Consider the following 25723-nt stretch of genomic DNA (forward strand, 5'->3'; position numbering starts at 1 on the left):
CCCGCGCCGTGATCCCACCGTCCGCGTCGACGGCGCCCAGGGTCAGCAGGGTCTCCCGGCCACCGTCATCGCGGCGGTCGGTGGCGCGTCGGCAGCGCGAGCCCGACGCGTCCGGTCGCCCCAGGCGGCCAACTCCAACGCGAAACCGGTCAGGTCGGCGGTGGCGATCTCCGGCTCGGCGCGGGCGGGTAGCCGTTCGTGGGTCGCCGCCGACCAGCACCGATAGACGTACCCGGGGGCCTCCCGGCCGGCCCGACCAGCCCGCTGGGTCGCGGCGGCCCGGGAGACCGGGACGGTGACCAGCGCACCGAGCCCACGGGCCAGGTCGATGCGGGGCACCCGGGACAGCCCGGCGTCCACCACGACCCGCACGCCCGGGACGGTCAGGCTGGTCTCGGCAAGCGCGGTGGCCAGCACGACCCGCCGCCGGTCGGCGCGTCGCAGGGCGGCGTCCTGTTCGGTGCCGCGTTGCCGGCCGTGCAGCGGCAGCAGTGCCACCGCCTCCCGCAGGTCGCTCAGCCGGCCGGCGACGGCCGCGATCTCGCCCGCCCCGGGCAGGAAGACCAGCACGTCACCGTCCTGCTCGCGCAGCGCGCGCCGGACCGTGGCGGCCACGTGGTCGAGCAGGGCCCGGTCCACCGGCCCCGCCCCGGGCGGGGCGATCGGGCGTGCCGGTGGCGCCCAGATCCGCCGCACCGGGTGTAGCGCCGAGTCGGCCCGCACCACCGGAGCCGGGGAGGGGCCGCCGAGCAGCGCGGCGAACCGGTCGGTGTCCGGGGTCGCCGACATCGCCAGCAGCCACAGGTCCGGCCGGAGGGTGGCGCGCGCCTCCACGCTGAACGCCAGCGCGAGGTCGGCGTCGAGTTGGCGTTCGTGGCACTCGTCGAGCAGCACCGCACCCGTACCGGGCAGTTCCGGGTCGTGGTGCAACCGTCGGACCAGCAGGCCGGTGGTGACCACCTCGATCCGGGTGGCCGGGCCGACGCGGCGTTCGCCACGGACCGCGTAGCCGACCCGTTCGCCGACCTGTTCGCCGAGCAGCTCGGCCATCCGCCGGGCCGCGGCGCGGGCCGCCACCCGCCGGGGTTGGGCGATCACCACCCGACCGGTCACCCGATCGGCCACGGCCAGCGGCGCCAGTGTGGTCTTTCCGGTGCCCGGCGGGGCCACCAGGACTCCGGCGCCGGCCGCGTCGAGTGCCGCGAGCAGCGCCGGCAGCACCGGGCGTACCGGCAGGTCGAGGGTCACGTCGGAGAGCACGGCCCAGTCTCGCACCGGCGCGCTGCCGGCCCGGGCCGGGTCGAGGCGACTCCACAGGTACGCCCTGTCACGCCGGCGTGACAGGGCAGCGACGACAGCGGGGCCGGGTCAGCCGACCCGGTCCCGCTGTCGTGAACTGCTCAGTACGTGCCGTCGAGCTGACCGCGCAGCTTGGTCAGTGCCCGGGTCAACAGCCGCGAGACGTGCATCTGCGAGACACCGATCTGGTCGGCGATCTGCGACTGGGTCAGGTTGCCGTAGAAGCGCAGCGTGAGGATCTTCTGCTCGCGCTCGTCCAGGGTGGCCAGCGCCGGGCCGAGGGCGACCCGCAGCTCCGCCAGCTCGAACTCGGTGTCCTCGCCGCCGAGCATGTCGCCCAGCTCGGTGGCGCGCTCGCCGTCACCGGTCGGGGTGGACAGCGACACGGCGTTGTACGCGCGGGCGCCCTCCAGGCCCTCCAGCACCTCTTCCTCGGTGAGCTTGAGGTGGGCGGCGATGTCGGCGACCGTCGGCGAACGGCCGAGGGTCTGCAGCAGCGAGCTGTTGGCGTCGGAGATGGCCAGCCGCAGCTCCTGCAACCGGCGGGGCACCCGGATGTCCCAGGTGCGGTCCCGGAAGTGCCGCTTGAGCTCACCGATGATGGTGGGGATCGCGTAACCGGCGAAGTCGACACCGCGCGAGGGGTCGAACTTGTCGATCGCCTTGATCAGGCCGATCGCCGCGGTCTGGGCCAGGTCGTCGTTCGGCTCGCCGCGCCCGCTGTAGCGGTGCGCCAGGTGGTTGGCCAGCGGCAGCCAGGCCTCGATCGCCCGGTCCCGCAGCGCGGCGCGCGACGGGTGGTTGGCCGGCAGCGCGGCCATGGCGTTGAGTAGGTCGGCGGCGCTGTCGGTGAGAGCGCGCGGGTCGAGCTTGGTGCTGGCCTTGACGGCCGGACTCGACTGCTCGGTGATCGTTGGCGCGGTCATGGTGGTCCTCCCTGCACCTCGTCCGCTGACAAAAAGACGTGACGCTTTGGTTTAGCTTCCAATGGGCCGTTCGGGAGTCACCTTAACCTGATCGGCTCCCGGAAATCTAGCCGAAAGGTTGATGTACTTAAGGTGTGTTCGATAACGAATTGGACAAACCGCACGGAAGTTGGAGTGGCTGTGAGGAGCCGTACCCGATTTCCGGTCACCACCGGCTGACCGGTCGTCCAGCCGGCCAGACCCGGTCGGTGCCCGGCCCGGATCGAGCGGTCAACATGAAACCCGACATCACGGCAGGACTGTCGCCTATCCGTCGTTGTCCCGCTGGCGGGACCGGCCGTAGCGTCGCGTGTACACATCCGGTTCGGAGGCACCGTGCTCGATCCAGCCGCTCCCCAGCTCGTCGTGAACAGTCGCACCCTCTACTTCAGCTGGCTGCCGGCGGATCCCGACGCGGTCGCCGCGCTCGTCCCGCCAGGGCTCTCCCCCCGACCCGACCGCCAGGTCTTCCTCAACCAGTACGTCGTCGACGACGAGACGCAGACCTCCGGCTTCGGGGCGTACTCGCTGACCTACCTCGGGGTGTCGCTGTTGGGCGTCGACGCTCCCGGTGGCCTCAACCCGGGCGGCTGGTGGACCCACTACGTGGCCTCCAGTCGGCTGGTCCGGGAGTACGCCGTCGCGCGCGGTGCCCCGGTGCTCGCCGGCCGGACCCGGATCGAGGTGACCGGCGAGGACCTGCTGTCCCAGACGGAGATCGACGGCACGCCGTTGATCAGGGCACGGTGTCGGGTGGGGGAGACCGGGCACGTGATCAGCAGCGGGCACCACCGCTACTTCACCCGCCGTGACGGCCAACTCCTCAGCTCGGCGTACCCCTTCGTCGCCGAGCCGGTCAGCCCGTTCGAGATCGAGTCGGTGGAGTTCCTCCGGCCCGGCCACCCGATGTACGCGCTCCGACCGGCCAACCCGCTGACCATCGGTTTCGGCTACTACTCACCGCGCTCCTCGTTCGCCTACCCCGGTGGGCTGAGCGTGCATCCGGTCGCGCCGCCGGAGCCGGCCCGATCGGCTTACCAGGTGCCGGCGAGTCTGGCCCGCAGCGGCCTGCCGTCCGGGTCGTAGACCAGGCGGTACACCGGCAACGCCCAGGCCCGGGTGTACCACGGCAGCCGTTCGGGGCGGTGTGGGCGCAGCCGGCCAGGTGGCCGCTCACCCACCTGACCGTCGTCGTACCAGCGCTGCAGCGCGTCGGCGGCGGCGGTGATCGCCGCGACCGCGTCCGCCGGGTCCAGCAGGTCGGCGTCGTCCGCGCCGTCCGGGTCTCGGTCCAAGTGCTCGCGCCAGAGCCGCAGCCGCAGGTCCCGGGCGAAGGCCCGGGCGCCGTCGCCCAGCCCGGCCGGATCAACGGGCTCCCGCTGATCGCGGGTGTCGTCGAGCACCGCGCAGGACAACTCGCTGTCGTGCGTCCAGGAGCGGCGGTTGAAGTTGTCGCTGCCCACGCTGGCCCAGACGTCGTCGACCACACACACCTTGGCGTGCACGTAGACCGGGTTGCCGGCGTGGTTCTCCACGTCGAACACGTGCACCCGGTCCGGCGCGGCCCGTTCACACAGCGCCAGCGCCTGCTCGCGGCCGACCATGTTCGGCGGCAGCGCCAGCCTGCCGTCCACGTCCGGGTGGCGGGGCACCACGGCGACCAGGTGCAGGTCCGGGTTGTCCCGCAGCGCGTGCGCGAAGAGGTCGGCCACCTCAGCCGACCACAGGTACTGGTCCTCCAGGTAGATCAGCCGGCGGGCGCGGTGCACCGCCTTGGTGTAACCCCGGGCCACGGTCCGCTCCCCGTCCGGCGCGAACGAGTACCGGGGGCGGACGGCGGGATAGGTGCGCAGCACCTGGATCTGGTGCGGACCGCAGGGTGGCGGATCGGGCGGTTGCGTGGGCAGCGGGTCGGGGCGCAGATCCGAACCGCGCAACCGGTCCCGCAGGTAGGCCACCGGGTTCTCCGAGTCCAGCGGCATCGGGTCGGTCCAGCGCTCCCGGAACAGGGTGTCCAACGCGCCGACCACCGGGCCCCGCACCGCGAGCTGCACGTCGTGCCAGGGCGGGTTGGGTCCGTACCGCTGGGACATCTGCACCGGCTGCGGGTCACCGTGGTGGGCGGCGTCGTCGCGGCGGCTGTGGCACAGGTCGATCCCGCCGGCGAAGGCGACGTCCCGCTCCGGCGCGCCCAGGTGCCGCAGCACCACGAGTTTCTGGTGGTGTGATCCGCCGCGCCGGACCCGTTGGTCGAGCAGCACCTCGCCACCGGCCGCGGAGACCGCCTCGCTGAGATCGCGGTTCTCCGCCTCGCTGTACGCCAGCACGTCGAGGTGGGAGCGCCAGATCAGGCCCTTGACCACGACACCCCGCTGGGCGGCCTGGGCGAACAGTTGGGCCACCGTCGGGCCGTCCGAGCGCAGGCGCTGGTCCGGGTCACCCCGCCAGTCGGTGAAGAACAGGTGGTCACCGGCGCCCAGCGCCGCCACCTCGTCGACCAGCCGGTCGAAGTACGCGGCACCGTGAATCAACGGCTCGGCGAGGTTTCCCGTGCTCCAGACGGGTATCCCAGATACCGGGTTGGCGCGTTCCTCCGCGGTGAGAAACCAGTCCTGCAACGGCACCGTCCAGCCCCCCTGGAGGTCGGCAACGTCCTCACGGTAGGACCCCGGACGCGGGTCCGCACGCCAGGCCGGCAGACCGGTGACCTGGCCGACGCCATCGCCAGCGACGCGACAACAGCCGAGGAGGCCACACCATGCCCCGCGACACGACGAATCCCGTGACCGAGTACCGCGAGCCGGCGGTGGAGAGCGAACGGGGTGCGCTGGTAGCGGTGTTGCTGATGGTGATTCTGGGTGTCGCCGGGATTTTCGCGGTCTCCTGAGGCGCTGCCGACGCCCCCGGGGTGAGCCGGAGGCGCCGGCAGCGTGCTCAGCTCGTGACCGAGGTCAGGGCCGTGCGCCCTGGCCGCCGGTGTGCGGCAGCCGCTCGGTGGGGATCACGCCGAGGCGGCCGGCCTGGAAGTCCTCGAACGCCTGGAGCAGCTCGTCGCGGGTGTTCATCACGAACGGGCCGTACTGTGCCACCGGCTCCCGGATGGGCTGTCCACCCATGATGTAGAGGTCCAGCGCGGGGGTGTTGCTGTCCTGCGCGGGGTCGGCGCCGAACCGCAGCGCGTCACCCGGGCCGTGCACGGCGAGCTGGCCGGTGCGCACCGGCCGGCGCTCGACGCCGACCGTGCCGCGACCGCCCAGCACGTAGACCAGGGCGTTGAAATCGGGCCGCCACGGCAGGTCGACCTGCGCCCCCGGCTGCACGGTGACGTGCGTGATGGTGATCGGGGTGAAGGTCGAACCCGGGCCGCGGTGCCCGGCGACCTCGCCGGCGATGACCCGGATCAGCGCGCCGCCGTCGGGCGTGCTGAGCAGCGCCGACTCGCGACCCCGGATGTCCTGGTAGCGGGGCGGGTTCATCTTGGCCGAGCGGGGCAGGTTGACCCAGAGCTGGGTGCCGTGGAAGAGCCCGCCGCTCACCACCAGGTGCTCCGGTGGCGCCTCGATGTGCAGCAGACCGCTGCCCGCCGTCATCCACTGGGTGTCGCCGTCGGTGATGGTGCCGCCACCGCCGTGCGAGTCCTGGTGGTCGAAGACGCCGTCGATGATGTACGTGACCGTCTCGAAGCCGCGGTGCGGGTGCCACGGCGTGCCCTTGGGCTCGCCGGGCGCGTAGTCGACCTCGCCCATCTGGTCGAGGTGGATGAACGGGTCCAGGTCGGTGGTCGAGACCCCGGCGAAGGCGCGACGCACCGGGAAGCCCTCGCCCTCGAACCCGCTGGGCGCGGTGGTCACGGTGCGGACCGGGCGGAACGCGGTGCTCTCGTCGAGCCGGGGCAGGCGGGGCAGCACGAGAACGTTGTCAACGGTGATCGCGGGCATCGGAGGCTCCTAACGGGTGGTGGGGGTGGTCGAGTCGGCCCGCGAGGCCCGCAGGCGCTCGCCGAGCCGGTCGAAGACCCGGGTGAGGCAGGCGACCTCGGCGTCGTCGAGGTCGTCCATCAGGTGGGTACGCACCGACGCCAGATGGTGGGGTGCGGCTTCCCGCAGGACGAGCAGCCCGGCGGCGGTGAGCACCGCCTCGCTGCCGCGTCGGTCGTCCGGGCAGGGCTCCTTGCTGACCAGGCCCCGCCGCTGCATCGAGGAGACCTGGTAGGTGAGGCGGCTGGGGGAGAAGATCAGCCGACCGGCCAGCTCGCCCATCCGCAGCCGTTGCCCGGGAGCCTCGGAGAGCAGGACGAGCACGTGGTAGTCGGCGAAGCTGAGGTCGCTGTCGGCCCGCAGGTCCTCTTCCAGCTGGGTGTAGAGACGCTGGCTGGCCTCGATGTAGGCCCGCCAGGCGGCCTCTCTCGTGCTGCCCAGGCTCTCGGTCATGCCGATGACGATAGCACTCCTTAAAAATTTAACTAGTGCGGTTCACCGTTGTCCCGGTCACCTTTTCGCTGTCGGGTCGGCCGGCTCGTGCAGCTTTGAAGGAAGTCGCCACTAATCCGGGCGCGTGGCAGCGGTGGAATGTGCCAGACTGCGCCCTCGTGGAACATCTGCAGCTCGCCGTCGCCGACCTGGTGCTGCGCCCCTGGCGGGACGAGGACGCTCCGGCGGTGCGCGACGCTCTTCGTGACCCGGCCATCGCCCAGTGGAACCCGCAGGGTGACGGCCCGATCGACGACGAGGTGGCGCTGCTCTGGGTGCGCCGCCGCGCCGACTGGTCCGCCGGGGACCACGCCTCGCTGGCGGTGACCTCGGCGGCCGACGGTGACCTGCTGGGTTCGGTGTCGCTGCACCACATCCGGCACGGCGACGCCTCCATCGGCTACTGGACGGCGCCGGCGGCGCGCGGACGTCACGTGGCGGTGCGCGCCGTCGTCCGGCTCACCGAGTGGGCGTTCGCGGACCTCGGGCTGCACCGGGTGGAGCTGTGTCACGCCGTGGCCAACCCGGCGTCCTGCCGGGTCGCCGACCGGGCCGGCTACCCGGCCGAGGGGACGTTGCGCGAGTCGTACCGGTACGGCGACGGCCGCCGCTACGACGAGCACCTGCACGCCCGGCTGGCCAGCGACCGCTAGCTGCCCTCGAAATCACTCGGTGACCCTGCGGAGGAACGCGGTGAGCGCGCTGGTGGTGCGATCGATCTTCTCCGCCAGCGTCAGGGTCTCGTGCATCCGCGGCCCGGCGTGCTTCCGGCCCCGCAGGTAGAGCGAGCAGGCCAGATCGGAGCAGGCGTAGACGCCCACCGAGTTGCCCTGTCGCCCACCGGGGCCGGCCTTGCGGGCGGTCATCAGCGCGACGCCGTCGCCGGTGTGGGTGGTCAGGCAGAGCGAGCACATGCTGCGTCGCACCCGCCCGGCCTGCTGTGGCGCGACCCGGAGCGCCACCCCGACCAACCCGTCGGCGGTCTCGGCGACCAGGTAGGCCCGCTGTGGCGCGGCCGGATCCCGCCAGCCGAGGAAGTCGAGATCGTCCCACTGTCGCAGGCCCAGATCGTTCGGTACGGCCAGCCGCTTCGACTCGCCCTGGGTCAGGTTGACGAAGGAGGCGCGGATGGTGGACTCAGTTGCGACTAACATAGGTAGTAGCCTAGTCCTCCTAGGCAAGAGACTAAGGGAGTGTGGTGGATGGCACGTGCCGGGGTAACCGTCGAGCGCCTGACGCTGGCCGCGGCCGAGCTGGCCGACGAGGTGGGCGTGGAGAACGTCACAGTCGCCGCGCTGGCCCGCCAGTTCGGGGTGAAGGACGCGAGTCTGTACTTCCACCTCAGGAACGCGCAGGAGCTACGGGTCCGGATCGCCCTGCTGGCGCTGGCGGAGCTGGCCGACCGGGTCGCCGGCGCGCTCGCCGGTCGGGCCGGCAAGGACGCGTTGGTGGCCTTCGCGAACGCGTACCGGGACTACGCGAGAGCGCACCCGGGCCGCTACGCCGCGATGCAGATCGACCTCGATCCGGAGACGGCCGCCGCGAGCGCCGGCGTCCGGCACGCCGAGATGACCCGGGCGATCCTGCGCGGCTACCGGCTCGCCGAGCCCGACCAGACCGACGCGGTACGGATGATGCACAGCACCTTCCACGGGTTCGTCAGCCTGGAGCGGACCGGCGGCTTCCGGCACACCCCCCGCGCCACCGACGACTCGTGGGCCCGCACCCTGGACGCCCTCGACGCCGTCCTCAGCAACTGGCCGCCACGCTGAGGCGCCAGCCGGCGACGACATAGGCTCGGTGGCGTGGATGATCTGGAGCTGGCCGACTGGCGGGAGCGGGTGGCCCGGCTGTACCTGTCCGACGTCGACCTGGCCGGCTTCCGCGCCGGCCGCGACGAGCTGTTCGCCACCCACCCGCAGAGCCCGGTCCCGCCAGCGGATCGGCCCGGCTTCACCGGGGTGCGCTACTTCCCGCCCAATCCCGAGGCGGTGGTCGAGGCGCCCCTGCGCGCTGCCAGCGGTGAGCTGCGCATCGACACGGGCGGCCCGGACGGAGTGGTCGCCTACCGGCGGGTGGCGGTGGCCGAGACGCCGTGGGGGCCGCTGACGCTGTGGTGGATCGAGGCGTACGGGGGAGGGTTGTTCGTTCCGCTGCGCGACGGCACCTGCGGGCCGGAGAGCTACGGGGGCGGCCGGTACCTCACCGACACCGTGAAGGGCACCTTCGGCCGGGGTGTCGAGCTGCTGCCCGGCGACCGGGTCCGGCTGGACGCCAACTACCTCTACAACCCGAGCTGCGCCTACGACGACCGCTGGGCCTGCCCGTTGGCGCCTCCGGAGAACCGGGTCGACGTGCCGCTGCGCGCCGGTGAGCTGGCATACCACGACTGACCGGCCGCCCCGGCGTGCTGCCGGGGCGGCCGTCGATCGTCGCTCAGTGGGCGTTCGCGGCCGAGCCGGGCAGCGGCATCCGGCCGAGCAGCTGTCGGGCCTGGTCGGCGAGCTGGGCGTCGACGATCACCGCGTACTGGCCGGCCCGCAGCGAGCTGGCTGAGGTGAAGTCGCGCTGCCCGCCGGTCATCGCGTGCGCGACCGCGCCGAACACGGCACCCCAGATCGCACCGATGACCAGCCCGACCAGGATCACCGCCAGCCAGTTGCCGACGGTGAAGATGCCGAACAGCAGGCCGATGAAGAGGCCGAACCAGGCGCCGGTGCCGGCGCCGAGCAGGCCGGCGCGCCCGGTGGTCATCCGCCCGAGCACCGTCTCCACCAGGGTGAGGTTGGTGCCGACGATGGCGCTGTGCTCCACCGGGAAGCGGTTGTCGGCCAGATAGTCGACGACCCGCTGCGCGGCCGGATAGTCCGGGTACGAGCCGATCGTCACGGTGGGCGGCCCGGTCTCCGGCCCGTGGCCGTCACCGGCCGGCGCCGACAGGCGCCCGGCCGGCCCGGACGGAAGCAGGTCGCCACCCTGTGTGCCGGACCGCCACCCGGCGGTCGGCCCCGAAGCTGACGTCATGAGCATCCTCCCTCGTCAGCTCACCGCGTTCCCGCCCACGCCGGGCGGTAACGCCAGCCGACACGGTGAGTGCCGCACCCGGCGGGGATTGGCTCCGATCGGCCTGGGTAGGCAGTCCGGTGCAGAGCGGACAGATCAGCGACTACGGCTTCCTCGCCGACGGGCGCAGCGCGGCGCTGGTGGACCACACCGGCTCGGTGAACTGGTGGTGCCCGGGCCGGTTCGACGCCCCGTCGGTGTTCGGACGCCTGCTCGACGACGGCGCCGGGCACTGGTCGATCCGGCCGGCGGGCGACTACACCGTCGAACGCCGCTACCTCGACGACACCCTGGTGCTGCGGACGGTCTTCCGCACCGCGCAGGGGGAGGTGGCGCTGACCGACGCGCTCGCGCTCGAGCCCGGCGCGCGTGGCCACGACATCGGGGTGCACTCGCCGCAGGTGCTGGTCCGCTCGGTGCGGGGACTCTCCGGGGCGGTACCCATGCGGGTGCACTACCGGCCGCGCTTCGAGTACGGCCGCACCATCGCGTACCTGATCGAGCGGGACGACATGCTGGAGGCCATCGCCGGCGCCGCCCGGCTCACCCTGCGCGCCAGCGTGCGGATGACCCCCGGCGACGGCGAGGCCGCCGCGACGTTCACCGCCCGCGCCGGCACGACACACAACTTCGCCCTCGGGTACGCCCCGACCTACGACGCCTCGCTGCCGGAGGTGCCGGACGCCGACCGGACCATCGCCGACACCGTGGCCGGGTGGCGGTCCTGGGCCGGGGAGCACGACTACCAGGGGCTCTACGCCGAACAGGTGCGTCGCAGCCGGCTGGTGGTGCAGGGCATGACGTACGGACCCAGTGGCGCGGTGGTGGCCTCGGTGACCACGTCCCTGCCCGAAGAGTTCGGCGGGGACCGGAACTACGACTACCGCTACGTCTGGGTGCGCGACTTCAGCCTCACCCTGCGCGCGTTGTGGCGCTCGGCCTGCCTGGCCGAGGTGCAGCGGCAGTTCGCCTGGTTGGGGCGGGCGATGGGCCGGGTCGACGACAAGCCGGTGCCGATCATGTACGGGGTGCTGGGGGAGCGCGACCTGACCGAGCACCACCTGGAGCAGCTCGGCGGTTACCGCGACAGCCCGCCGGTGGTGATCGGCAACGACGCCTGGCAACAGCGGCAGACCGACATCTTCGGCGAGGCGATGGACGCCGCCTGGTTGATGCGCGACAAGCTGGAGCCGCTCGGCACGGAGGTGCGTCACGTCCTCCGGCTGCTCGCCGACCAGGCCGAGCGGGACTGGAAGCTGCCCGACGCGGGCATGTGGGAGGAGCGTGGGGTCCAACACCACCACGTCTCCTCGAAGGTGCAGTGCTGGGTGGCGCTGGACCGGGCGGTCCGGTTCGGTGACCGGCTCGGCGAGCCGCAGGACGTGGCCCGCTGGACGACCGCTCGCGACGAGGTGCGCGCGGCCGTGCTCAAGCGCGGGTGGAACGACCGGCTCCAGACGTACACCGGGAGTTTCGATTCGGCCGACCTGGACGCGTCCGTGCTGGTCATGCCGTTGGTGGGGTTCGTCCGGGCCGACGACCCGCGGATGCGGTCGACGATCCGTGCGGTGGAGCGACAGCTGTCGCACGACGGCCTGCTGCGGCGCTGGGAGGGCGACCCGGCGGGGTTTCTCATCTGCTCGTTCTGGCTGGTGTGCTGCCTGGCGCTGGCCGGTGAGCGGGAGCGGGCGCACGAGCTGTTCCGGGGGCTGGCGGAGCGGGTCAACGACCTCGGACTGTTCGCCGAGCAGATCGACCCGCTGACCGGGGAGCAGATGGGCAACTTTCCGCAGGCGTTCTCCCACATCGGCCTGATCAACGCCGCGGGTGTGCTGACCGACGTCGAGCGCGACCCGGCGCTGCGCGGCCTGGGCATGCCCCCGGCGCACTTCAGCCCGACGCGTCAGTGAGCCACCCGTCCGCTGACACCGCGAAGGGCCGTGGCTCGGGGGACAATGCCGGCATGCGTCTGGTGCTCACGGCGGACACCCACCTGCCGAAGCGGGCCCGGGACCTGCCCGGGCCCCTCTGGTCGGCCATCGAGGAGGCCGACGTGGTGGTGCACGCCGGCGACTGGGTGGACGAGAGCCTGCTCGACGCCGTCACCGCCCGGTCGCGCCGCCTGGTCGGGGTGTACGGCAACAACGACGGCCCGGCGCTGCGCGCCCGGCTACCCGAGGTGGCCCGGGTCGAGCTGGACGGCCTGCGGGTCGCCGTGGTGCACGAGACCGGGCCACGGACCGGTCGGGAGAAGCGGTGCGCGGCCCGCTTTCCCGACGTCGACCTGCTGGTCTTCGGGCACTCGCACATCCCTTGGGACACCGAGGCGCCCGGCGGGCTGCGCCTGCTCAACCCCGGCTCGCCCACCGACCGCCGCTCGCAACCCCACGCCACCTACCTGACCGCCGACATCCGCGCCGGTCGCCTGGTCGAGGTGGAGCTGCACCGGCTACCCCGCCGGTGACTACCGGCGCTGCGCGGGTGCGGGTGCCGGGTTACCGGCCTCGGCCCGTCTCCGCCTGAAGTTCGTCGATGCGCTTGGACGCCTCGGCCTTGGTCAGGTCGTCGGGCAGCTCGGCGTTGGCTTCCCGGGCGAGAGTGGCCAGGTAGGACTCCTGGGCCGCAGTGGGCGGCTCGTCGCCGGTGACCCACTCGTCCGGGTCCTTGATCGCGCTCGGGTCGGTCTGCTCGTTGCTGTGGTCCGTCATGGCCATCACCCTTTCTTCGAACAGGTGTGCCAGTACCCCGATCCCGCGCCGTTCATGCCTGCCGGCCGCCGCCCCCTACGATCACCGGATGAGCGTGGACCGGTCGGGCGTGGTGGTGATCGGGGCAGGCATCGCCGGGGTGAGCTGTGCGGTCGAGTTGACCCGGGCCGGGGTGCCGGTGCGGGTGCGGGAGCGGGGGCACGTCAGCGGTGGCCGGATGGCCAGCAAGCGCTTCCAGGGTCGGCCGGCGGACATCGGCGCGGCGTACTTCACCGCCCGGGATCCGGACTTCGCGGCGCTGGTCGAGCAGTGGCGCGCCGCCGGGCTGGTCCGCGAGTGGACCGACACCTTCCAGGCGTACGACCGCGCCGGGCGCCGGGAGGTCCCCGGGCCGATGCGCTTCGCCGCCCCTGGTGGGCTGCGCTCGTTGGTCGAACACCTGGCCGGCGCGGTGCCGGTGACCGTCGACCGGCTGGTGCTGGTCGTCGAGCCCGGACCCGTGGTGGACGGTGAACCGTGTGCGGCGGCCGTCCTGGCCATGCCGGGCCCGCAGGCCGCCCTGCTGCTCGACCCGGCGCTGACCGACGCCACCCGGGTCGTGCAGGCGCAGCGCTGGTCGCCGTCGCTGGCCGCGGTGCTGCGCTTCCCGACCCGACGCTGGCCGGACTTCCGGGGCGCGTTCGTCAACGACCACCCGATCCTCAGCCTGGTCTGCGACGACGGCGACCGGCGCGGTGACGGCGCGCCGGTGCTTGTCGCGCACACCGTGCCGGAGTTCGCCGCCGGGCACCTGGCGCAGCCGACCGGGGCCGGGCCGGCGATCGAGCAGGCCGTCCGGGACCTGCTGGGCCTGCCCGAGCAGGCCGTCGACACGCACGTGCACCGCTGGACGTACGCGAAGCCGTCCGGCGACCCCACCGGCCCCACCCACCACCTCGACGCCGACGGGATCGGCCTGGCCGGCGACGCGTTCGGTGAGCCCAGGGTGCAGAGCGCCTGGCGCTCCGGCCGGGACCTGGGCCGGGCGCTGGCCGCCCGGCTGGCCTGAACCCCGCGCTCAGGCGTGCCCGGCCGCCGCGACGGGTTGCGCGTCGGCGTCCCGCTCCGCCGGGTCGGAGGTCCGCTCACCCGCCCGGTCCAGCAGTTGCATGACCGGGGTCGCCGTGATGCCGTGCACCACGACGGAGACGAGCACCACCAGACCGACGGTCGCCCAGAGCAGCTCGGCCTGCGGGAAGTCCGCCTTCGTCGTGGCGTACGCGAGGTAGTAGAACGAGCCGACGCCGCGGATGCCGAACAACGAGATGACCCAGTGCTCGGCCGCCGTCCCGGGGCGCCGCGCAGCGACAACCAGCCGGTCAGCGGCCGAACCAGGAACACCAGCGCCAGCCCGACGCCGGCGGCCGGCCAGGTCAGCGGGACCAGCAGACCACCCACGATCGCGCCGCCGAGCAGCAGCAACAGCACCAGGGTGAGTAGCCGTTCGACCTGCTCGGCGAAGTCGTGCAGCACCGAGTGGAACTCGTGGGTCCGCTCGGCCGCCCGGATGGCCCGGGCGGCCACGAACACCGCCAGGAATCCGTAGCCGCCGACCACCTCCACCAGCCCGTACGCCAGGAACGTGGCGGCCAGCGCCAGGAAGCCCTCGGCGTGCCGGGCCAGCCGCAGCTCGCTGGGCGCGCGGAAGAACAACTTGCCGAGCAGCCAGCCGATGAGCAGGCCACCGCCGACGCCGACGCTCACCTTCCAGAGCACGTCCACGGTCAACCACTCGGCCAACCAGTCGCCCGGGGCGAGGCTGGTCGAGGCGATGGCGATGGCGGCGTAGACGAACGGGAACGCCAGCCCGTCGTTGAGGCCGGCCTCGGAGGTCAACGCGAAGCGGACCTCGTCCTCGGAGTCCTCCACGTCGGTCGGTTCGCCGACCTGCACGTCGGCGGCGAGCACCGGGTCGGTCGGGGCCAGCGCGGCGCCCAACAACAACGCGGCGGCCGGCACCAGCCCCGCCCACCACCAGCCGAGCACTGCCACCGCCGCGATGCACAGCGGCATCGCGATCGCCAGCAGCCGCCAGGTGGACGACCACCGGCGCCAACTCAACGGCCGGTCGATCTTGAGTCCGGCGCCCATCAGCGCGACGATCACGCCGATCTCGGTGAGGTGGGTGGTCAGCTCCGGGTGGGCGAGCGGGTCCGGGGTCGGCAGCCCGACCGGCAGCAGGAAGACCAGCATGCCGAGGACGAGGAAGGCGATCGGCATGGACAGCGGGCGTCGCTCCAGCACGCGGGGCAGGATGCCCGCGAGCAGGGCACCCAGGCCCACCAGTGCGAACGCCACATCTACCGGCTCCACGGCACCACCCTTCCGCCGCACCCGCGAGGCGCGGGGCAGGTGGTGAGAGACCATGCCCCGAGCGGCCCCCGGCTATGCGCGTCCGCGTCGCGGAACCGGAGTGAGCCTCACCGGGGCCGGGTGAGCGGTGAGTCCGCCAACTCGTCCAACAGCGCGGCCGGGTCGTCGTACACCGCCACCGCACCGGCGCCGGCCAGCTCGCCGCGGCTGGTGCCACCGCAGGTCAGCCCCACGCACGGAATGTTCAGCCTGCCGGCCGCCACCACATCCCAGACCGAGTCACCGACGAAGACCACCCGCTCGGCGGCCAACCCGGACTGCTCCAGGGCGGCGACCAGGATGTCCGGTGCCGGCTTGCTCTGCTCGGCGTCCGCCGAGGAGGTGACCGTGTCGATCACGTCGTCGGCGGCCAGGGCCCGCCGCAGGGCACCGACCTCCGGTTCCGAGGCGGAGGTGGCGAGCACGATGCGCAGCCCACGCTCGGCGCAGGCACGCAGCAGGTCCGCCGCCCGGGGCAGCGGCGTGAGGCGTTCCCAGTACTCCGCGTACAGGGTGTCGTGCGCGTCGCGCAGCTTCGGGTCGTCGTCGCGGTTCCGCTCCGGGCCGAGCAGGTGGTCCAGGAGTTTGTCCGACCCCATCCCGATCGATCGGTGCACGGTCGCCATCGGCACCGGCTGGTCGGTCTGGCGTAACGCCTCCCACCAACTCACCGTGTGCAGGTAGGTGGTGTCGACCAGCGTGCCGTCGACGTCGAAGAGGACCCCTGCGGGACTGTCAGTACGCATGGGCGTCCTCCTACCCTCCTGAGCGGTCTTTAGGGGTGCTCGGTCCGGGGAGTGAGGATCTCGAACCAGACCGTGGAGCCGCGCACCGACGGGTCGGTGCCCCAGGCGTCGCTGAGCTCCTCGATCAGGCCGAGACCGCGTCCACGACTGCTCAACGTGTCGGTGCGGGCCGCGTCACGGTGCCCCGGGTGCCGGAATCGGCGACCGAGACCAGCAGCCGCTCGGGGCTGAGGTCGATCTCCACCCGGGCGGCGGTGCCGGCGTGCAGCAACGCGTTGGTGGTCAGCTCGCTGGTGCAGAGCACCGCCGCCCCGATCACCGACTCGGCCACCTGCCACTCGGTGAGCTGCCCGGTCAGCCAGTGCCGGACCCGGCTCGGCGCGGTCGGCTCCGCGGGCACCTCCATGCTCGCCGAACGACTCGGCATCAGGGCGTGCTCGACCGCCAGCACGGCCACGTCGTCCTCCGTGCCGCCCGGGATCGCCGCCGTGGCCACCGCGCACAGCGCGCGGGGGTCGCCGCTGCCGGCCTTGGCGACGGCCTCGCCGAGGGTGGCCAGCCCGGCGGTCAGGCTCTGCCGGCGACGTTCCACCACCCCGTCGCTGAACAGCAGCAGGGTGTCACCGGGGCGGAACTCGACAGTCGTGGTGCCCGGCCGGCCGCCCAGACCGAGTGGCGGGCCGGCCGGCACGTCGACGTACTCGGCGTGTGGCCGACCTCCCGGGTCGCCGCGTCGGATCAGCGGCGCGGGATGGCCCGCGCTGGCCACTGTCAGCTCCCGCCGCTCCGCGTCGATCACCCCGAACGCCACGGTGACGAAGAGTTCGTGGGTGCCGGCCTCCGCGCCGAGGCTGGTCACCAGCCGGTCCAGGCCGGCCAGCACCGCGTCCGGCGCCGGGTCGGCCAGGGCCAGCGCGCGGAGCGCGGCCCGGACCTGCCCCATCCGCGCGGCGGCCTGCACGTCGTGCCCGGCGACGTCGCCCAGCACCACCCCGAGCGCGCCGTTGGGCAGCAGGAACGCGTCATAGAAGTCGCCCCCGGCCGCGTTGCCGTCCACGCCCGGGTCGTAGCGGGCCGCGAGCCGCAGCCGGGGCAGGTCCGGCAGGTGCTCGGGCAACATGCTGCGTTGCAACAGTTGGGCGGTGCCGTGCTGGGTCTCGAACCGGCGGGCCCGCTCCGCGGCCTGGCCGATCAGCTCGGCCGAGGCGGCCAGCAGCGCCCGCTCGGCCGGCGACCAGGTGTGCGGGGCCTGGTAGCCGACCGCCAGGCCACCACGGACGACCGAGGTGCCCAGGGGGAGGGCGGCCATGGCCCGGATCTTCTGGTCGTGGCGGTCCACCGCGGTGTCCCGCAGCGGCTGCCCGTCCCGGACGAACGACGGGCCACTGGAGCGGGCCGCCTGCACCACTGGCGCCGGCCAGTCCGTCGCCGCCCGCCGCCAGAGTGGCGGGAGTCGCTCGTCGGCCTCGTCCAGCAGCTCGCCCCGCACCCGGCGCACCATCCGCCAGCCGCCGCCGCCCTCGTCGACCGCGAACGAGGCCTGGTCGGGGTCGAACGTGGTGATCGCGTACCGCAGCGCCACCCGGGCCACGTCGTCGAGGGTGAGCGTGCCGGCGAGCGCTGCGGCCACCTCGCTGAGGCTCTGCAACTGCTCGGTGACGTGGGTGGTCTCGGCCGCGACCGTCAACACGCCCACGATCTGCCCGGCGCTGTCGCGCACCGGGGAGTGGCCCCGGGTGAAGACTGCCTGCTGCACTGTCGCGGAGTGCCCACGGACCAGCGGCAGGGTGGACTCCTTCTCCAGGAACGGCACGCCCTGCCGGTAGCTGCGCTCGATCACCGCACCGACACCCGGCAGCGCCCAGATGTCCGCGAACACCTCGGCGGCCGGGCGGCCCAGGGCCCCCGGGTGTTTGGTGCCCAGCAACTCGGCGTAGCCGGCGTTGTAGAGCAGGACGAGGTCGTCGCCGTACGCCAGGGCCATCGGCATGGGCGAGGCGAGGATCAGCTCGATCACCGCCCGGAGCGCCGTGTCCCAGGCCTCCGGTGGGCCCAGCGGGGTGCTCGCCCAGTCGTGGCCGAGCACGGCAGCGGTCGTGCCGGACCGGGTGGGTGCGCCCGGGCCCGGAGTTGCTGGCGTGGGGACTCGCCCGACCGTTCCTGGCATGTCCGCAGCCTAGTCGGCCGACCGGAAAAGGCATCCGACCACGGCGGCGGGCCGTCGCCGCGGTCGTCGCCACGGCCGTTCGGGCAGTTCACGGCCCCTGTCCGGGGGTCTGTCGGAAAAAAACGCCACACGCTGCGCGGACTGCCGGACCGGTTGCCGGGTATGCGCCCGGCGCACTTCCATGCGACAGGAGGGACATCATGCTGAAGACCCTCGCGGTCCGGCAGGCCGACATCGGCGATGCCATCGCCGACACCTGGAGGTCGGTGCTGCTCTTCATCCCGAAGGCAGTGGCCTTCATCGTCATCCTCGTGGTCGGCTGGCTCATCGCCAGAGCCGTCCTCAAGATCGTGGATACGGTGCTCGAACGGGTGCACTTCGACCAGGCGGTCGAACGTGGCGGGATCAAACGGGCCCTGGAGAGAACGAAGTACGACGCCAGCGACATCCTGGCCAGACTGGCGTATTACGCCGTACTGCTGTTCACCTTGCAGTTCGCCTTCGGAGTCTGGGGGCCCAACGCGATCAGTGACCTGATCAGTGGCGTGGTTTCCTGGCTGCCGCGAGCGTTCATCGCGATCGTCATCGTGGTGATCGCGGCCGCGATCGCCAACGCCGTCCGGGATCTGGTCACCGGGGCGCTGGGAGGGCTCTCGTACGGCAAGGTCCTGGCCGACCTGACGGCGATCTTCATCATCGCCCTCGGCGTGATCGCCGCGCTGAACCAGGTGGGTATCGCCACCACGGTGACCACCCCGGTGCTGATCGCGGTGCTCGCCACGGTGGCCGGCATCCTGATCGTCGGGGTCGGCGGTGGTCTGGTGAAGCCGATGCAGAACCGCTGGGACGGTTGGCTGCGTCGGGCCGCCGAGGAGGCCCGGGCGGTGCAGCAGCAGCGTCAGGCCGCGTCGGCCGGGCGTGGTGACGTGGAGCGGCAGATGGCCGACCGTGGCGGCGACCGCACCCAGGCCATGCCCCGCGTGGACGAGGCCCAGCAGTACCGCTCGTAGCGGGATCTGCCGGCACGGCGAGTGGGAGGGTGCTCCGCGTACCACGCGGGGCGCCCTCCTCGCGGGTGTCAGTCCCGATCGAGTGAGCGGGCCAGCGCGCAGACCGCGAGCAACCGGGTGAGCGGCCACTCCGGGCTGTCCCAGTCCACCGGCCCGGCTGGCGGCACCCACCCGTGCTCCACCGCGGCGGCGCGCACCCCCTCGGCGTAGCCGGCCAACGCGGCGCTGGTCAGCGGCCGACGGTCCCCGTCGAGGCTGTCCCGTACGGCGGCCGCGTGCTGGTCGATCCGGGCCAGCAGCCCCGGACGCGCGGCGGCGGCGGCGAGCCCGGCCGTGCCGATGGAGACGGTGAGAGCGGCCAGGGTGGACCGCGCCGAGTCGACGGCGGTACGGGAGGCGACCCGGCTGAACGGCACACGCATGGTGACCGAGGCTAACCGACCGGTGACCGGGTCGACCTCGGCCGCTCGGCGGATGTCGGCCGCGCCACTGGGGTGATCGCCGCTGACCCTGAGGGTTGATCCGGCACAGACGGGGCAGCAGGAGAACCACCCGCGGATGGCGGCACACGGCACGGAGGCACGGATGGGACAGCAGGCGGACGGACCGGACCAGCGGCACCGGCGGCCGGACGGGGTCAGCGACGCGACGGTCGCCGCGCTCGGCAAGCTCAGCGAGGCACTGGAGTGCGCGGAGCGGGCCCGGGGGCACCTGTACTCGATGCACCAGCTGATCGGGCACGCCGACCTGATGCTCGACGACGCGGTGCGACAGCTCCGCGACGCCGGGCACGGACCGCTCGCCGACCGGATCGAGACGGAGCTGGTAGGCCGCAACGTGATCGCCGGACGGTGGACCTTCCAGATCGTCGAGGACTTCGACGACGGCTACCACGCGCTGTTCCGGGAGCTGGACCAGCAGGCCCGCGACGAGTTGGTGGGTGGACGCCGGCACCTCTACGAGGCGGAGATGAAGGAACGCCGCCGTACCCGGGGGCGGCCGGGGCACGAGGCCCGGCCGGACGAGGAGGGTTAGTCGCCTGTCGCGTTGGCCGGGCGTCGCCGCGCGGCGTCGTCGGCGATGATCACGGTGGCCACCATCAGCGCGACGCAGAGGCTGAACAGCCACGAGTCGTCGCTGACGAGCCAGGCGGACACGGGCGCCTGCAGGGCGGCGAGCAGGAAGCCGAGCCAGGCGAGCCGCGCTGACGCGCCGAGAGGATTCCGGAGCCTTGATGCATCCCGAAATTCTTACGCGAACCAGCCGGATTGCCGTCCTCCGATCGGCCGATTCTGGATGAGCTGTCCGTTTTCTCGACCGTCCGGACACGACTTCTTCGCGCGGCGCGAGATCGGGTGCCGACGCCGCTAGAGTGCCCCTGCGGCAGGATGGTGATCCGTGTCCACCCCGCCCGCGCGCCCCCGCGCCTCGCTGCTCCTGCTGGCCTATCTCGCGTTCGTCAGTCTCGGCCTACCCGACGGCCTGATCGGCGTCGGCTGGCCCTCGATCCGCAACGACTTCGGCGTGCCGACCGAGGCGGTCGGTTGGGTGCTCACCACCGGCACCGTCGGCTATCTCACCTCCAGTGTGCTGGCCGGCTTCACGTTGGCCCGGATCGGTGTGGGTGCCCTGCTCGCCGGCAGCACAGTGCTGGCCAGCCTGGCGCTGACCGGCTACTCGATGAGCCCGGCGTTGGCAGTGCTGGTGGGCTGTGCGCTGCTGCTCGGGCTCGGCTCCGGCGCCATCGACTCCGGGCTCAACGCGTACGCCGCCGGGGCCTTCGGGGCGCGCCACATGAACTGGATGCACGCCTTCTTCGGCCTGGGCGTGGCGATCGGCCCGCTGATCATGACCGGGGTGCTCAGCGCCGGGCTGGCCTGGCGCTGGGGGTACGGCATCGTGGCCGCCGCCCAGCTCGTCCTCGCCACCGCGTTCGCACTCACCGTGCGGGCCTGGCAACGAGGCGTACCGACCAGCACCGACGCGGACACCGCCGGCGGGACGGCCCCGGTGGTCCGGGTGCCGGTCGGGGCCACGTTGCGGCTGCCGGCGGTCTGGTCCGGGACGCTCGCCTTCGCGCTGTACGTGGCCATCGAGGTGTCCGCCGGCCTGTGGGCGTTCCTGCTGCTGACCGAGGGACGCGGGCTGAGCGCGGCGGTCGCCGGCGGCTGCGTCTCCGCGTACTGGGGGAGTCTCTTCGTCGGCCGGGTGGTGCAGGGTGTGGTGGCCGAGCGCCTGGGGGCGGGGCTGGTGTTGCGGGTCAGCCTGGCCGGGATGGCCGTCGGCGCGGCGCTGATCGCCGTTCCCGGGCCGGCCGCCCTGGCGGTGTTCGGCCTGGTGGTGGTCGGCTTCGCCGCCGCGCCGGTGTTCCCGCTGCTCACGCTCACCACCGCCGAACGGGTCGGCGCGGCGCACGCCGACCGCGCCATCGGGCTGCAGATCGGCGCCGCGGGCATCGGCGCCGCGCTCGTCCCGGCCGGACTGGGCGTGCTGATCGGTAACACCTCGGTGCAGGTGCTGGGCTCGGCCCTGCTGGCGCTCGCGCTGGCCCTGATCCTGCTGTACGAGTGGGGAGCCCGCCGCCCCACGGCAGGGCCGGCCACCCAGCCGGTGCCAGCCCAGCCCGGCGCGCGGGGTCAGACGTCCGGCCCGGTCCGGCCGGTGGTGGACGGGCGGTAGGCGCGCTGCGGGTCGGTGGCCTGCCGGCTGTTGCCGCGCTGGGCCCGCCCCTCGCGGTCCGTCGCCGCCGGACCGTGCCCGAACGCGGCCTCCTCGCCGGCGTCGTTGCCGGTCACGTCGTCGGCCTGCCCATCGAGGCTGGAACCCGACACGGCGCGCTCCAACTCCTCCAGCGGCAGCCGTTCCTCGTCCCGCCACACTCTGTTGTCATCGGTCATGCAACAGCCGTACCCGGGCCCGTTGACCGCAAACGACGCCGCACCGCACGATGCCGCCGGAAACTCCGGCGGCCATCGGATGTCGCTGTGCTGGGGTCAGGGCTGCGGACGGTCCACCGCGCCGCGCCAGGCGCCGGTCTCCTGACCGCGCCGCTCGATGAAGGTCTTGAACCGCTCCAGGTCGCCCTTGGCGCGCCGGTCGACGATGCCGAGCTTGTCGCCGGCCTGCTCGACCACCCCGTGCGGTTCGAACTCGAGCTGCAGGGTGATCCGGGTCTTCTCCGCGTCCAGCCGGTGGAAGGTCACCACGCCGGCCTGCTGGGTGCCGTCGGTCGAGCGCCAGGCGACCCGCTCGTCGGGAAGCTGTTCGGTGATCTCGGCGTCGAACTCGCGCTTCACCCCGGCGATGTCCACCGTCCAGTGGGTCATCGTGTCGGAGAGCTGGCGGACCTCCTGCACGCCCTCCATGAACTCGGGGAACTCCTCGAACTGCGTCCACTGGTCGTACGCGGTGCGGACCGGCACGGAAACGTCGACATGTTCGGTAACGCCACTCATCGGGAAACCTCCTTCAGCCGCTGGCGGATTGCCGGATCGGGGGCGACCCTTCTCACCAGCGAGTTGTCTCGTTCTTGTTGCCGAGGGCGGCCCACACCTCGGACACCGTCTGGTAGACGGTGCCCTCGGGCAGCCGTTCCAGCGCCGCCACGATGTCGTCCGGCGCCTCGTTCTCGCGGGCGCTGGCAACGAGCACCAGACGATCGCCCGGCAGCGCGCTCATCGAGATGAACCGGCCCAACCGGCTGCGCTGCTCGACGTCAGTGGAGCTCATCCCCTGCGGAGTGCCGGTGCGCAGATCGCCCGCCGGAGCGGTGGTCGTCTCCGGCTGGTCCTCACCGGCCGGTTCCGGCACCCGCGACTCGTCGACCCGAGAGCCACCGGTCCCCGGCCCCTGCACGAGGCCGCTGACCTCCTGACTCATCTGTTCGTCGATTCTCGGTCCGTGCTTGCTGTTGCCACGCTCCATGCCTTCTGCGCTACCCGGCACCCCGCCCGGCAAACCGGCACCGGGGCCACTGACCGGCTCGCCCCGGCCCCGGACCGGACATCCGGCCGGGAATCGGCGGTCAGTCGTCGGCGGGCCGGCGCGGCGGAAGCACCGGCTCCGCCGGGTCCGGGTCGCCGGCCTGCAACCGCCGCCCGCGCTGCACCTGGGCGTTGATCTGCACGCCCAGCATCAGCGCCGAGTTGGACAGGTAGAGCCAGACCAGGAACGCGATGGCCGCTCCCAGGCTGCCGTAGGTGGTGTTGTACGAGCCGAAGTTGGCCACGTAGAGGCCGAAGCCGAAGGAGGCCGCCGCCCAGGAGACCAGGGCCACCGCGCCGCCCGGGGTGAGCCAGCGGAAGCGGGGTTGCCGCACGTTCGGCGCGATCCAGAACAGCAGGGACAGCAGCACCATCATGATCAGGGCGAGCACCGGCCACTTCGCCACGCTCCAGGTCGTGCGGGCCAGGCCGCCGGCGTTGACCAGGTCGCCGACCGCATCGGTGACCGGCCCGCTGACGATCAACGCGAGGGCGACCACCGCGAGCAGCACCAGCGAGATCGCCGCCAGGCCGATCTGCAACGGCCGGAGCTTCCAGACCGGCCGGCCCTCGGTCACCCCGTAGACGGCGTTCGAGGCCCTGGTGAACGCGCCGATGAAGCCCGACGCGGACCACAGCGCGCCGAGCAGGCCGAAGCTCAGCAGCAGCTTGGGGTTGCTCTGGTCGAGCACCACGGTCCGGATTGCCCCGACCACGCCGCCCTTGTCGTCTGTCAACACCGACCCGGCGCCCACCTGGTTGGCCAGGTCGACCACCGTGTCCAGGGTCCGCTCTCCGTCGGAGACCAGACCGACCAGCGCCACCACCACGATGGCGGACGGAAAGAGCGCCAGCACGCCGTAGTAGGTCAGCGCGGCAGCCCAGTCGGAGCAGTTGTCGTTGACGAAGCCCTGCACGCTGCGCACCAGCACCCCGCGCCAGGTCCGCCAGCTCAGTTGCCGCATCCGCCGGGGAACCCCGGCGCCCGGTGTGCCGTCGAGCGTCGTACCCGGCTCCGTGGTCGTCATGCCCGCTCCCTGCGCCCCGGCCGCCGGATGACCGGTCGTCCGGTCTGGCCTGGACGCGGCGGTACCCGGATGGAGAAATCGACAAACCCACCCACTGCCCGGCCGCCGCCACTATGGTTTGCCGCCGCGTCACGCGGGAACGGTCACTGTGACCCTGTCGACACGGAGGAGGACGAGATGCCCGGGCGCGAGGACCTGCCCAGCACGCTGCGGCGCTCTCCGGATAAGGCGCAGCGCACCTGGGAGAAGACGCACGACTCGGCGGTCGAGACCTACGGCGAGGGGGAGCGGTCGCACCGCACCGCCTTCGCCGCGGTGAAGCACGAGTTCGAGAAGGTGGGCGACCACTGGGAGCCGAAGGGCCGCAAGGGCCCCAGCGACCAGCAGGCCGCCGGTGGCGGGCCGGAACGACGGGCACCCACCGCTGGTGGGGTGGACGCCAACGCCACCAAGGACCACCTGATGTCGGTGGCCCGCAAACTCGACGTGCCCGGCCGGTCCAGCATGACCAAGCCGGAGCTGGTCACGGCGATCGAGAAGGCCAACGACCGCGCCACCCGCAAGGCCCGCGGCGACTGACCGCCGCGCGGCGCAGCCCGACGCGGTACGGGCGGACGCACCACCCCTGCGTCCGCCCGTGCTGTTCGCCTCACCAGTGCCCGCCACCCGGCGCCTCGATGTGCACCGCCTTCGTGGCGGTGAACTCGTCCAGCAGCTCCGGGCCGTACCCGAAGCCCTGCCCGCTGGCGCGGCGCGGGTGCGCGGCGCCGCCCGGCGCGCCCCCGAACACCGCGTTGACCTTGACGGTGCCCACCGGCAGCTCCCGCCAGGCCCGCTGCGCGTGACTCATCGACCCGGTCAACACGGTGGCCGCCAGCCCGTACGGTGAGTCCGCCGCGCAGCGCAGCGCCTCCTCGAACGAGTCGACCACCACCACCGGAGCGACCGGCCCGAACGTCTCCTCCCGCACCAGGGGCATGTCGTGGCGGCAGTCGGTGACCACGGTGGCCGGGTAGAACGCCCCCGGCCCGGCCGGCACCTCGCCGCCCACCCGCACCCGCGCGCCGTCCGCCGCCGCCGCCGCCACCTGCCCGTGCACGTGGTCCCGGTGTCGCCGATCGACCAGCGGGCCCAGTTCGGTGCCCGGGTCCCGACCCGGCCCGACCCGCAGCGCCTCGGCCCGCCGGACCAGCGCGGCCACGAAGTCCTCGGCCACGTCCCGGTGCGCGTAGATCCGCTCCACCGCCACGCAGATCTGCCCGGCGTTGGCGAACGCGCCGAGCGCGGCCTGCTCCGCCGCCCACCGCGGGTCACGCCGGCGTCGACGATCAACGGGTCGCTGCCGCCGTTTTCCAGGAGCACCTTCGCGCCGTGCGGGCCGCCGCGGCGGCGATCGCCCGGCCGGTGGCGGTGGCGCCCACGTGGGCCACCACGTCGACGTCCTGCGCGGCCAGTGCCGCACCGACCTCCGGCCGCCGGTGAGTAGCGACAGCACCCCGGCCGGCAGGGCCTGGTCCAGCGCCCGGGCCAGCAGCCAACCCGTCGCGGGGGTCCGTTCGCTCGGCTTGTACAGCACCACGTTTCCGGTGACCACTGCCGCGCCGAGCAGCCCGCAGGAGACCGCCACCGGGTCGTTCCACGGGGTGATCGCGGCCACCACACCGCGTGGCTGCGGGGTCAGGAAGTCCAGCGCTTCCGCCGAGCCGTTCAGCGTCCGTCCGCCGCGCAGCGGAGCCAGCTCCGCGTACTGTCGCAGGGTGCTGATGCCCGCCTCGACGCCGCCGCGGGCGTCCGCCAACGGCTTGCCCATCTCGGCGGTGACCGCCGCCGCCAACTCCTCGGTGGCCGCCGCCACCGCGTCCGCGGCCCGGTGCAGCGCCGCCGCCCGCTCGGC

General features: G+C 72.9%; 27 protein-coding genes and 4 pseudogenes. 12 read left to right on the plus strand and 19 right to left on the minus strand.

Annotated elements, in window-relative coordinates:
• Together JM949_RS16625 and JM949_RS16630 are read right to left on the minus strand one after the other, a co-directional pair.
• Positions 1–1260 (minus strand): annotated as a pseudogene (locus JM949_RS16625) (helicase-related protein); the annotation flags it as partial.
• Positions 1261–1400: 140 nt separating this feature from the next.
• Positions 1401–2225, minus strand: coding sequence for a SigB/SigF/SigG family RNA polymerase sigma factor (locus tag JM949_RS16630; RefSeq protein ID WP_203149364.1), 825 nt, complete (start codon positions 2223–2225; stop codon positions 1401–1403).
• A gap of 375 nt (positions 2226–2600) precedes the next feature.
• Here JM949_RS16630 and JM949_RS16635 point away from each other — a divergent pair, with 375 nt between their 5' ends.
• Positions 2601–3350: an acetoacetate decarboxylase family protein gene (locus JM949_RS16635; RefSeq protein WP_203149365.1), complete on the plus strand. Its 750-nt coding sequence runs from the start codon at positions 2601–2603 to the stop codon at positions 3348–3350.
• Here the strand turns inward: JM949_RS16635 and JM949_RS16640 are convergent.
• A complete protein-coding gene (locus JM949_RS16640; RefSeq protein ID WP_203149366.1) occupies positions 3299–4888 on the minus strand; it encodes a phospholipase D family protein in 1590 nt (529 codons plus the stop codon). The two genes, JM949_RS16635 and JM949_RS16640, sit on opposite strands and share 52 nt — an antisense overlap.
• Before the next feature lie 134 nt (positions 4889–5022).
• Between JM949_RS16640 and JM949_RS38585 the strand changes: the two genes are divergently transcribed.
• A complete protein-coding gene (locus JM949_RS38585) occupies positions 5023–5151 on the plus strand; it encodes a hypothetical protein (RefSeq protein ID WP_255545605.1) in 129 nt (42 codons plus the stop codon).
• 64 nt (positions 5152–5215) lie between these two features.
• On the opposite strand, the gene JM949_RS16645 is transcribed toward JM949_RS38585, so the two are convergent.
• Together JM949_RS16645 and JM949_RS16650 are read right to left on the minus strand one after the other, a co-directional pair.
• The gene (locus JM949_RS16645) at positions 5216–6202 is read right to left on the minus strand and encodes a pirin family protein (RefSeq protein WP_203149367.1); all 987 of its coding nucleotides are present in this window, start codon (positions 6200–6202) and stop codon (positions 5216–5218) included.
• Between the two features lie 9 nt (positions 6203–6211).
• A complete protein-coding gene (locus JM949_RS16650; RefSeq protein WP_203149368.1) occupies positions 6212–6694 on the minus strand; it encodes a MarR family winged helix-turn-helix transcriptional regulator in 483 nt (160 codons plus the stop codon).
• A gap of 158 nt (positions 6695–6852) precedes the next feature.
• On the opposite strand from JM949_RS16650, the gene JM949_RS16655 reads away from it, so the two are divergent.
• A complete protein-coding gene (locus JM949_RS16655; RefSeq protein WP_203149369.1) occupies positions 6853–7386 on the plus strand; it encodes a GNAT family N-acetyltransferase in 534 nt (177 codons plus the stop codon).
• 12 nt (positions 7387–7398) lie between these two features.
• Here JM949_RS16655 and JM949_RS16660 read toward each other — a convergent pair whose 3' ends face one another.
• Entirely contained in the window at positions 7399–7887 is a 489-nt protein-coding gene (locus tag JM949_RS16660; RefSeq protein ID WP_203149370.1) for an FBP domain-containing protein, read from the minus strand.
• Between the two features lie 48 nt (positions 7888–7935).
• On the opposite strand from JM949_RS16660, the gene JM949_RS16665 reads away from it, so the two are divergent.
• A complete protein-coding gene (locus JM949_RS16665) occupies positions 7936–8505 on the plus strand; it encodes a TetR/AcrR family transcriptional regulator (protein WP_203149371.1) in 570 nt (189 codons plus the stop codon).
• A gap of 33 nt (positions 8506–8538) precedes the next feature.
• Positions 8539–9126 carry a DUF1684 domain-containing protein gene (locus JM949_RS16670; protein WP_203149372.1) on the plus strand — a complete coding sequence of 196 codons (588 nt, stop codon included), beginning with the start codon at positions 8539–8541 and terminating at the stop codon, positions 9124–9126.
• A 43-nt stretch (positions 9127–9169) separates the two neighbouring features.
• On the opposite strand, the gene JM949_RS16675 is transcribed toward JM949_RS16670, so the two are convergent.
• Positions 9170–9757, minus strand: coding sequence for a general stress protein (locus JM949_RS16675; protein ID WP_203149373.1), 588 nt, complete (start codon positions 9755–9757; stop codon positions 9170–9172).
• Between the two features lie 65 nt (positions 9758–9822).
• On the opposite strand from JM949_RS16675, the gene JM949_RS16680 reads away from it, so the two are divergent.
• Together JM949_RS16680 and JM949_RS16685 are read left to right on the plus strand one after the other, a co-directional pair.
• On the plus strand, positions 9823–11706 hold the full coding sequence (locus JM949_RS16680) for a glycoside hydrolase family 15 protein (RefSeq protein ID WP_309232188.1): 1884 nt from the start codon (positions 9823–9825) through the stop codon (positions 11704–11706).
• Positions 11707–11759: 53 nt separating this feature from the next.
• Positions 11760–12260, plus strand: coding sequence for a metallophosphoesterase family protein (locus JM949_RS16685; protein ID WP_203149375.1), 501 nt, complete (start codon positions 11760–11762; stop codon positions 12258–12260).
• A 31-nt stretch (positions 12261–12291) separates the two neighbouring features.
• Here the strand turns inward: JM949_RS16685 and JM949_RS16690 are convergent, their stop codons facing one another.
• The gene (locus JM949_RS16690; RefSeq protein WP_203149376.1) at positions 12292–12504 is read right to left on the minus strand and encodes a DUF3072 domain-containing protein; all 213 of its coding nucleotides are present in this window, start codon (positions 12502–12504) and stop codon (positions 12292–12294) included.
• 109 nt (positions 12505–12613) lie between these two features.
• On the opposite strand from JM949_RS16690, the gene JM949_RS16695 reads away from it, so the two are divergent.
• On the plus strand, positions 12614–13552 hold the full coding sequence (locus tag JM949_RS16695) for an NAD(P)/FAD-dependent oxidoreductase (RefSeq protein ID WP_203149386.1): 939 nt from the start codon (positions 12614–12616) through the stop codon (positions 13550–13552).
• A 9-nt stretch (positions 13553–13561) separates the two neighbouring features.
• Here the strand turns inward: JM949_RS16695 and JM949_RS37185 are convergent, their stop codons facing one another.
• The 4 genes and pseudogenes from JM949_RS37185 to JM949_RS16710 form a co-directional block, all read right to left on the minus strand.
• Positions 13562–13804 carry a hypothetical protein gene (locus JM949_RS37185; protein WP_238433305.1) on the minus strand — a complete coding sequence of 81 codons (243 nt, stop codon included), beginning with the start codon at positions 13802–13804 and terminating at the stop codon, positions 13562–13564.
• 80 nt (positions 13805–13884) lie between these two features.
• A pseudogene (locus tag JM949_RS16700) lies at positions 13885–14910 on the minus strand (cation:proton antiporter domain-containing protein); the annotation flags it as partial.
• A gap of 53 nt (positions 14911–14963) precedes the next feature.
• Entirely contained in the window at positions 14964–15641 is a 678-nt protein-coding gene (locus JM949_RS16705) for an HAD family hydrolase (RefSeq protein WP_203149377.1), read from the minus strand.
• Between the two features lie 29 nt (positions 15642–15670).
• Positions 15671–17808: pseudogene (locus tag JM949_RS16710) on the minus strand (SpoIIE family protein phosphatase).
• Positions 17809–18008: 200 nt separating this feature from the next.
• Here JM949_RS16710 and JM949_RS16715 point away from each other — a divergent pair.
• Complete coding sequence (locus tag JM949_RS16715; protein WP_203149378.1) at positions 18009–18818, plus strand: mechanosensitive ion channel family protein; 810 nt, start codon at positions 18009–18011, stop codon at positions 18816–18818.
• 68 nt (positions 18819–18886) lie between these two features.
• Here the strand turns inward: JM949_RS16715 and JM949_RS16720 are convergent, their stop codons facing one another.
• The gene (locus tag JM949_RS16720) at positions 18887–19240 is read right to left on the minus strand and encodes a DUF6401 family natural product biosynthesis protein (protein ID WP_203149379.1); all 354 of its coding nucleotides are present in this window, start codon (positions 19238–19240) and stop codon (positions 18887–18889) included.
• A 163-nt stretch (positions 19241–19403) separates the two neighbouring features.
• Between JM949_RS16720 and JM949_RS16725 the strand changes: the two genes are divergently transcribed.
• Positions 19404–19853 carry a hypothetical protein gene (locus tag JM949_RS16725; RefSeq protein WP_203149380.1) on the plus strand — a complete coding sequence of 150 codons (450 nt, stop codon included), beginning with the start codon at positions 19404–19406 and terminating at the stop codon, positions 19851–19853.
• On the opposite strand, the gene JM949_RS38590 is transcribed toward JM949_RS16725, so the two are convergent.
• On the minus strand, positions 19850–19975 hold the full coding sequence (locus tag JM949_RS38590) for a hypothetical protein (RefSeq protein WP_255545607.1): 126 nt from the start codon (positions 19973–19975) through the stop codon (positions 19850–19852). The two genes, JM949_RS16725 and JM949_RS38590, sit on opposite strands and share 4 nt — an antisense overlap.
• A gap of 241 nt (positions 19976–20216) precedes the next feature.
• On the opposite strand from JM949_RS38590, the gene JM949_RS16735 reads away from it, so the two are divergent.
• Positions 20217–21497, plus strand: a complete 1281-nt coding sequence (locus JM949_RS16735; RefSeq protein ID WP_203149381.1) for an MFS transporter — start codon at positions 20217–20219, stop codon at positions 21495–21497.
• Here JM949_RS16735 and JM949_RS16740 read toward each other — a convergent pair.
• From JM949_RS16740 to JM949_RS16755, 4 genes are all read right to left on the minus strand, one after another.
• Positions 21455–21715, minus strand: a complete 261-nt coding sequence (locus tag JM949_RS16740) for a hypothetical protein (protein ID WP_203149382.1) — start codon at positions 21713–21715, stop codon at positions 21455–21457. The two genes, JM949_RS16735 and JM949_RS16740, sit on opposite strands and share 43 nt — an antisense overlap.
• A gap of 96 nt (positions 21716–21811) precedes the next feature.
• Positions 21812–22273, minus strand: a complete 462-nt coding sequence (locus tag JM949_RS16745) for an SRPBCC family protein (protein WP_203149383.1) — start codon at positions 22271–22273, stop codon at positions 21812–21814.
• Positions 22274–22325: 52 nt separating this feature from the next.
• Positions 22326–22742 (minus strand): DUF2795 domain-containing protein, encoded by a 417-nt coding sequence (locus tag JM949_RS16750; RefSeq protein WP_203149384.1) that lies wholly within the window; start codon positions 22740–22742, stop codon positions 22326–22328.
• Between the two features lie 100 nt (positions 22743–22842).
• Positions 22843–23829, minus strand: a complete 987-nt coding sequence (locus JM949_RS16755; RefSeq protein ID WP_203149385.1) for a YihY/virulence factor BrkB family protein — start codon at positions 23827–23829, stop codon at positions 22843–22845.
• A gap of 177 nt (positions 23830–24006) precedes the next feature.
• On the opposite strand from JM949_RS16755, the gene JM949_RS16760 reads away from it, so the two are divergent.
• Positions 24007–24408, plus strand: a complete 402-nt coding sequence (locus JM949_RS16760) for a ChaB family protein (RefSeq protein WP_203120655.1) — start codon at positions 24007–24009, stop codon at positions 24406–24408.
• 70 nt (positions 24409–24478) lie between these two features.
• Here the strand turns inward: JM949_RS16760 and JM949_RS16765 are convergent.
• Positions 24479–25723, minus strand: a pseudogene (locus JM949_RS16765) (aldehyde dehydrogenase family protein); the annotation flags it as partial.

This window comes from Micromonospora tarensis (assembly GCF_016803395.1).
Classification (GTDB): Bacteria; Actinomycetota; Actinomycetes; order Mycobacteriales; family Micromonosporaceae; genus Micromonospora; species Micromonospora tarensis.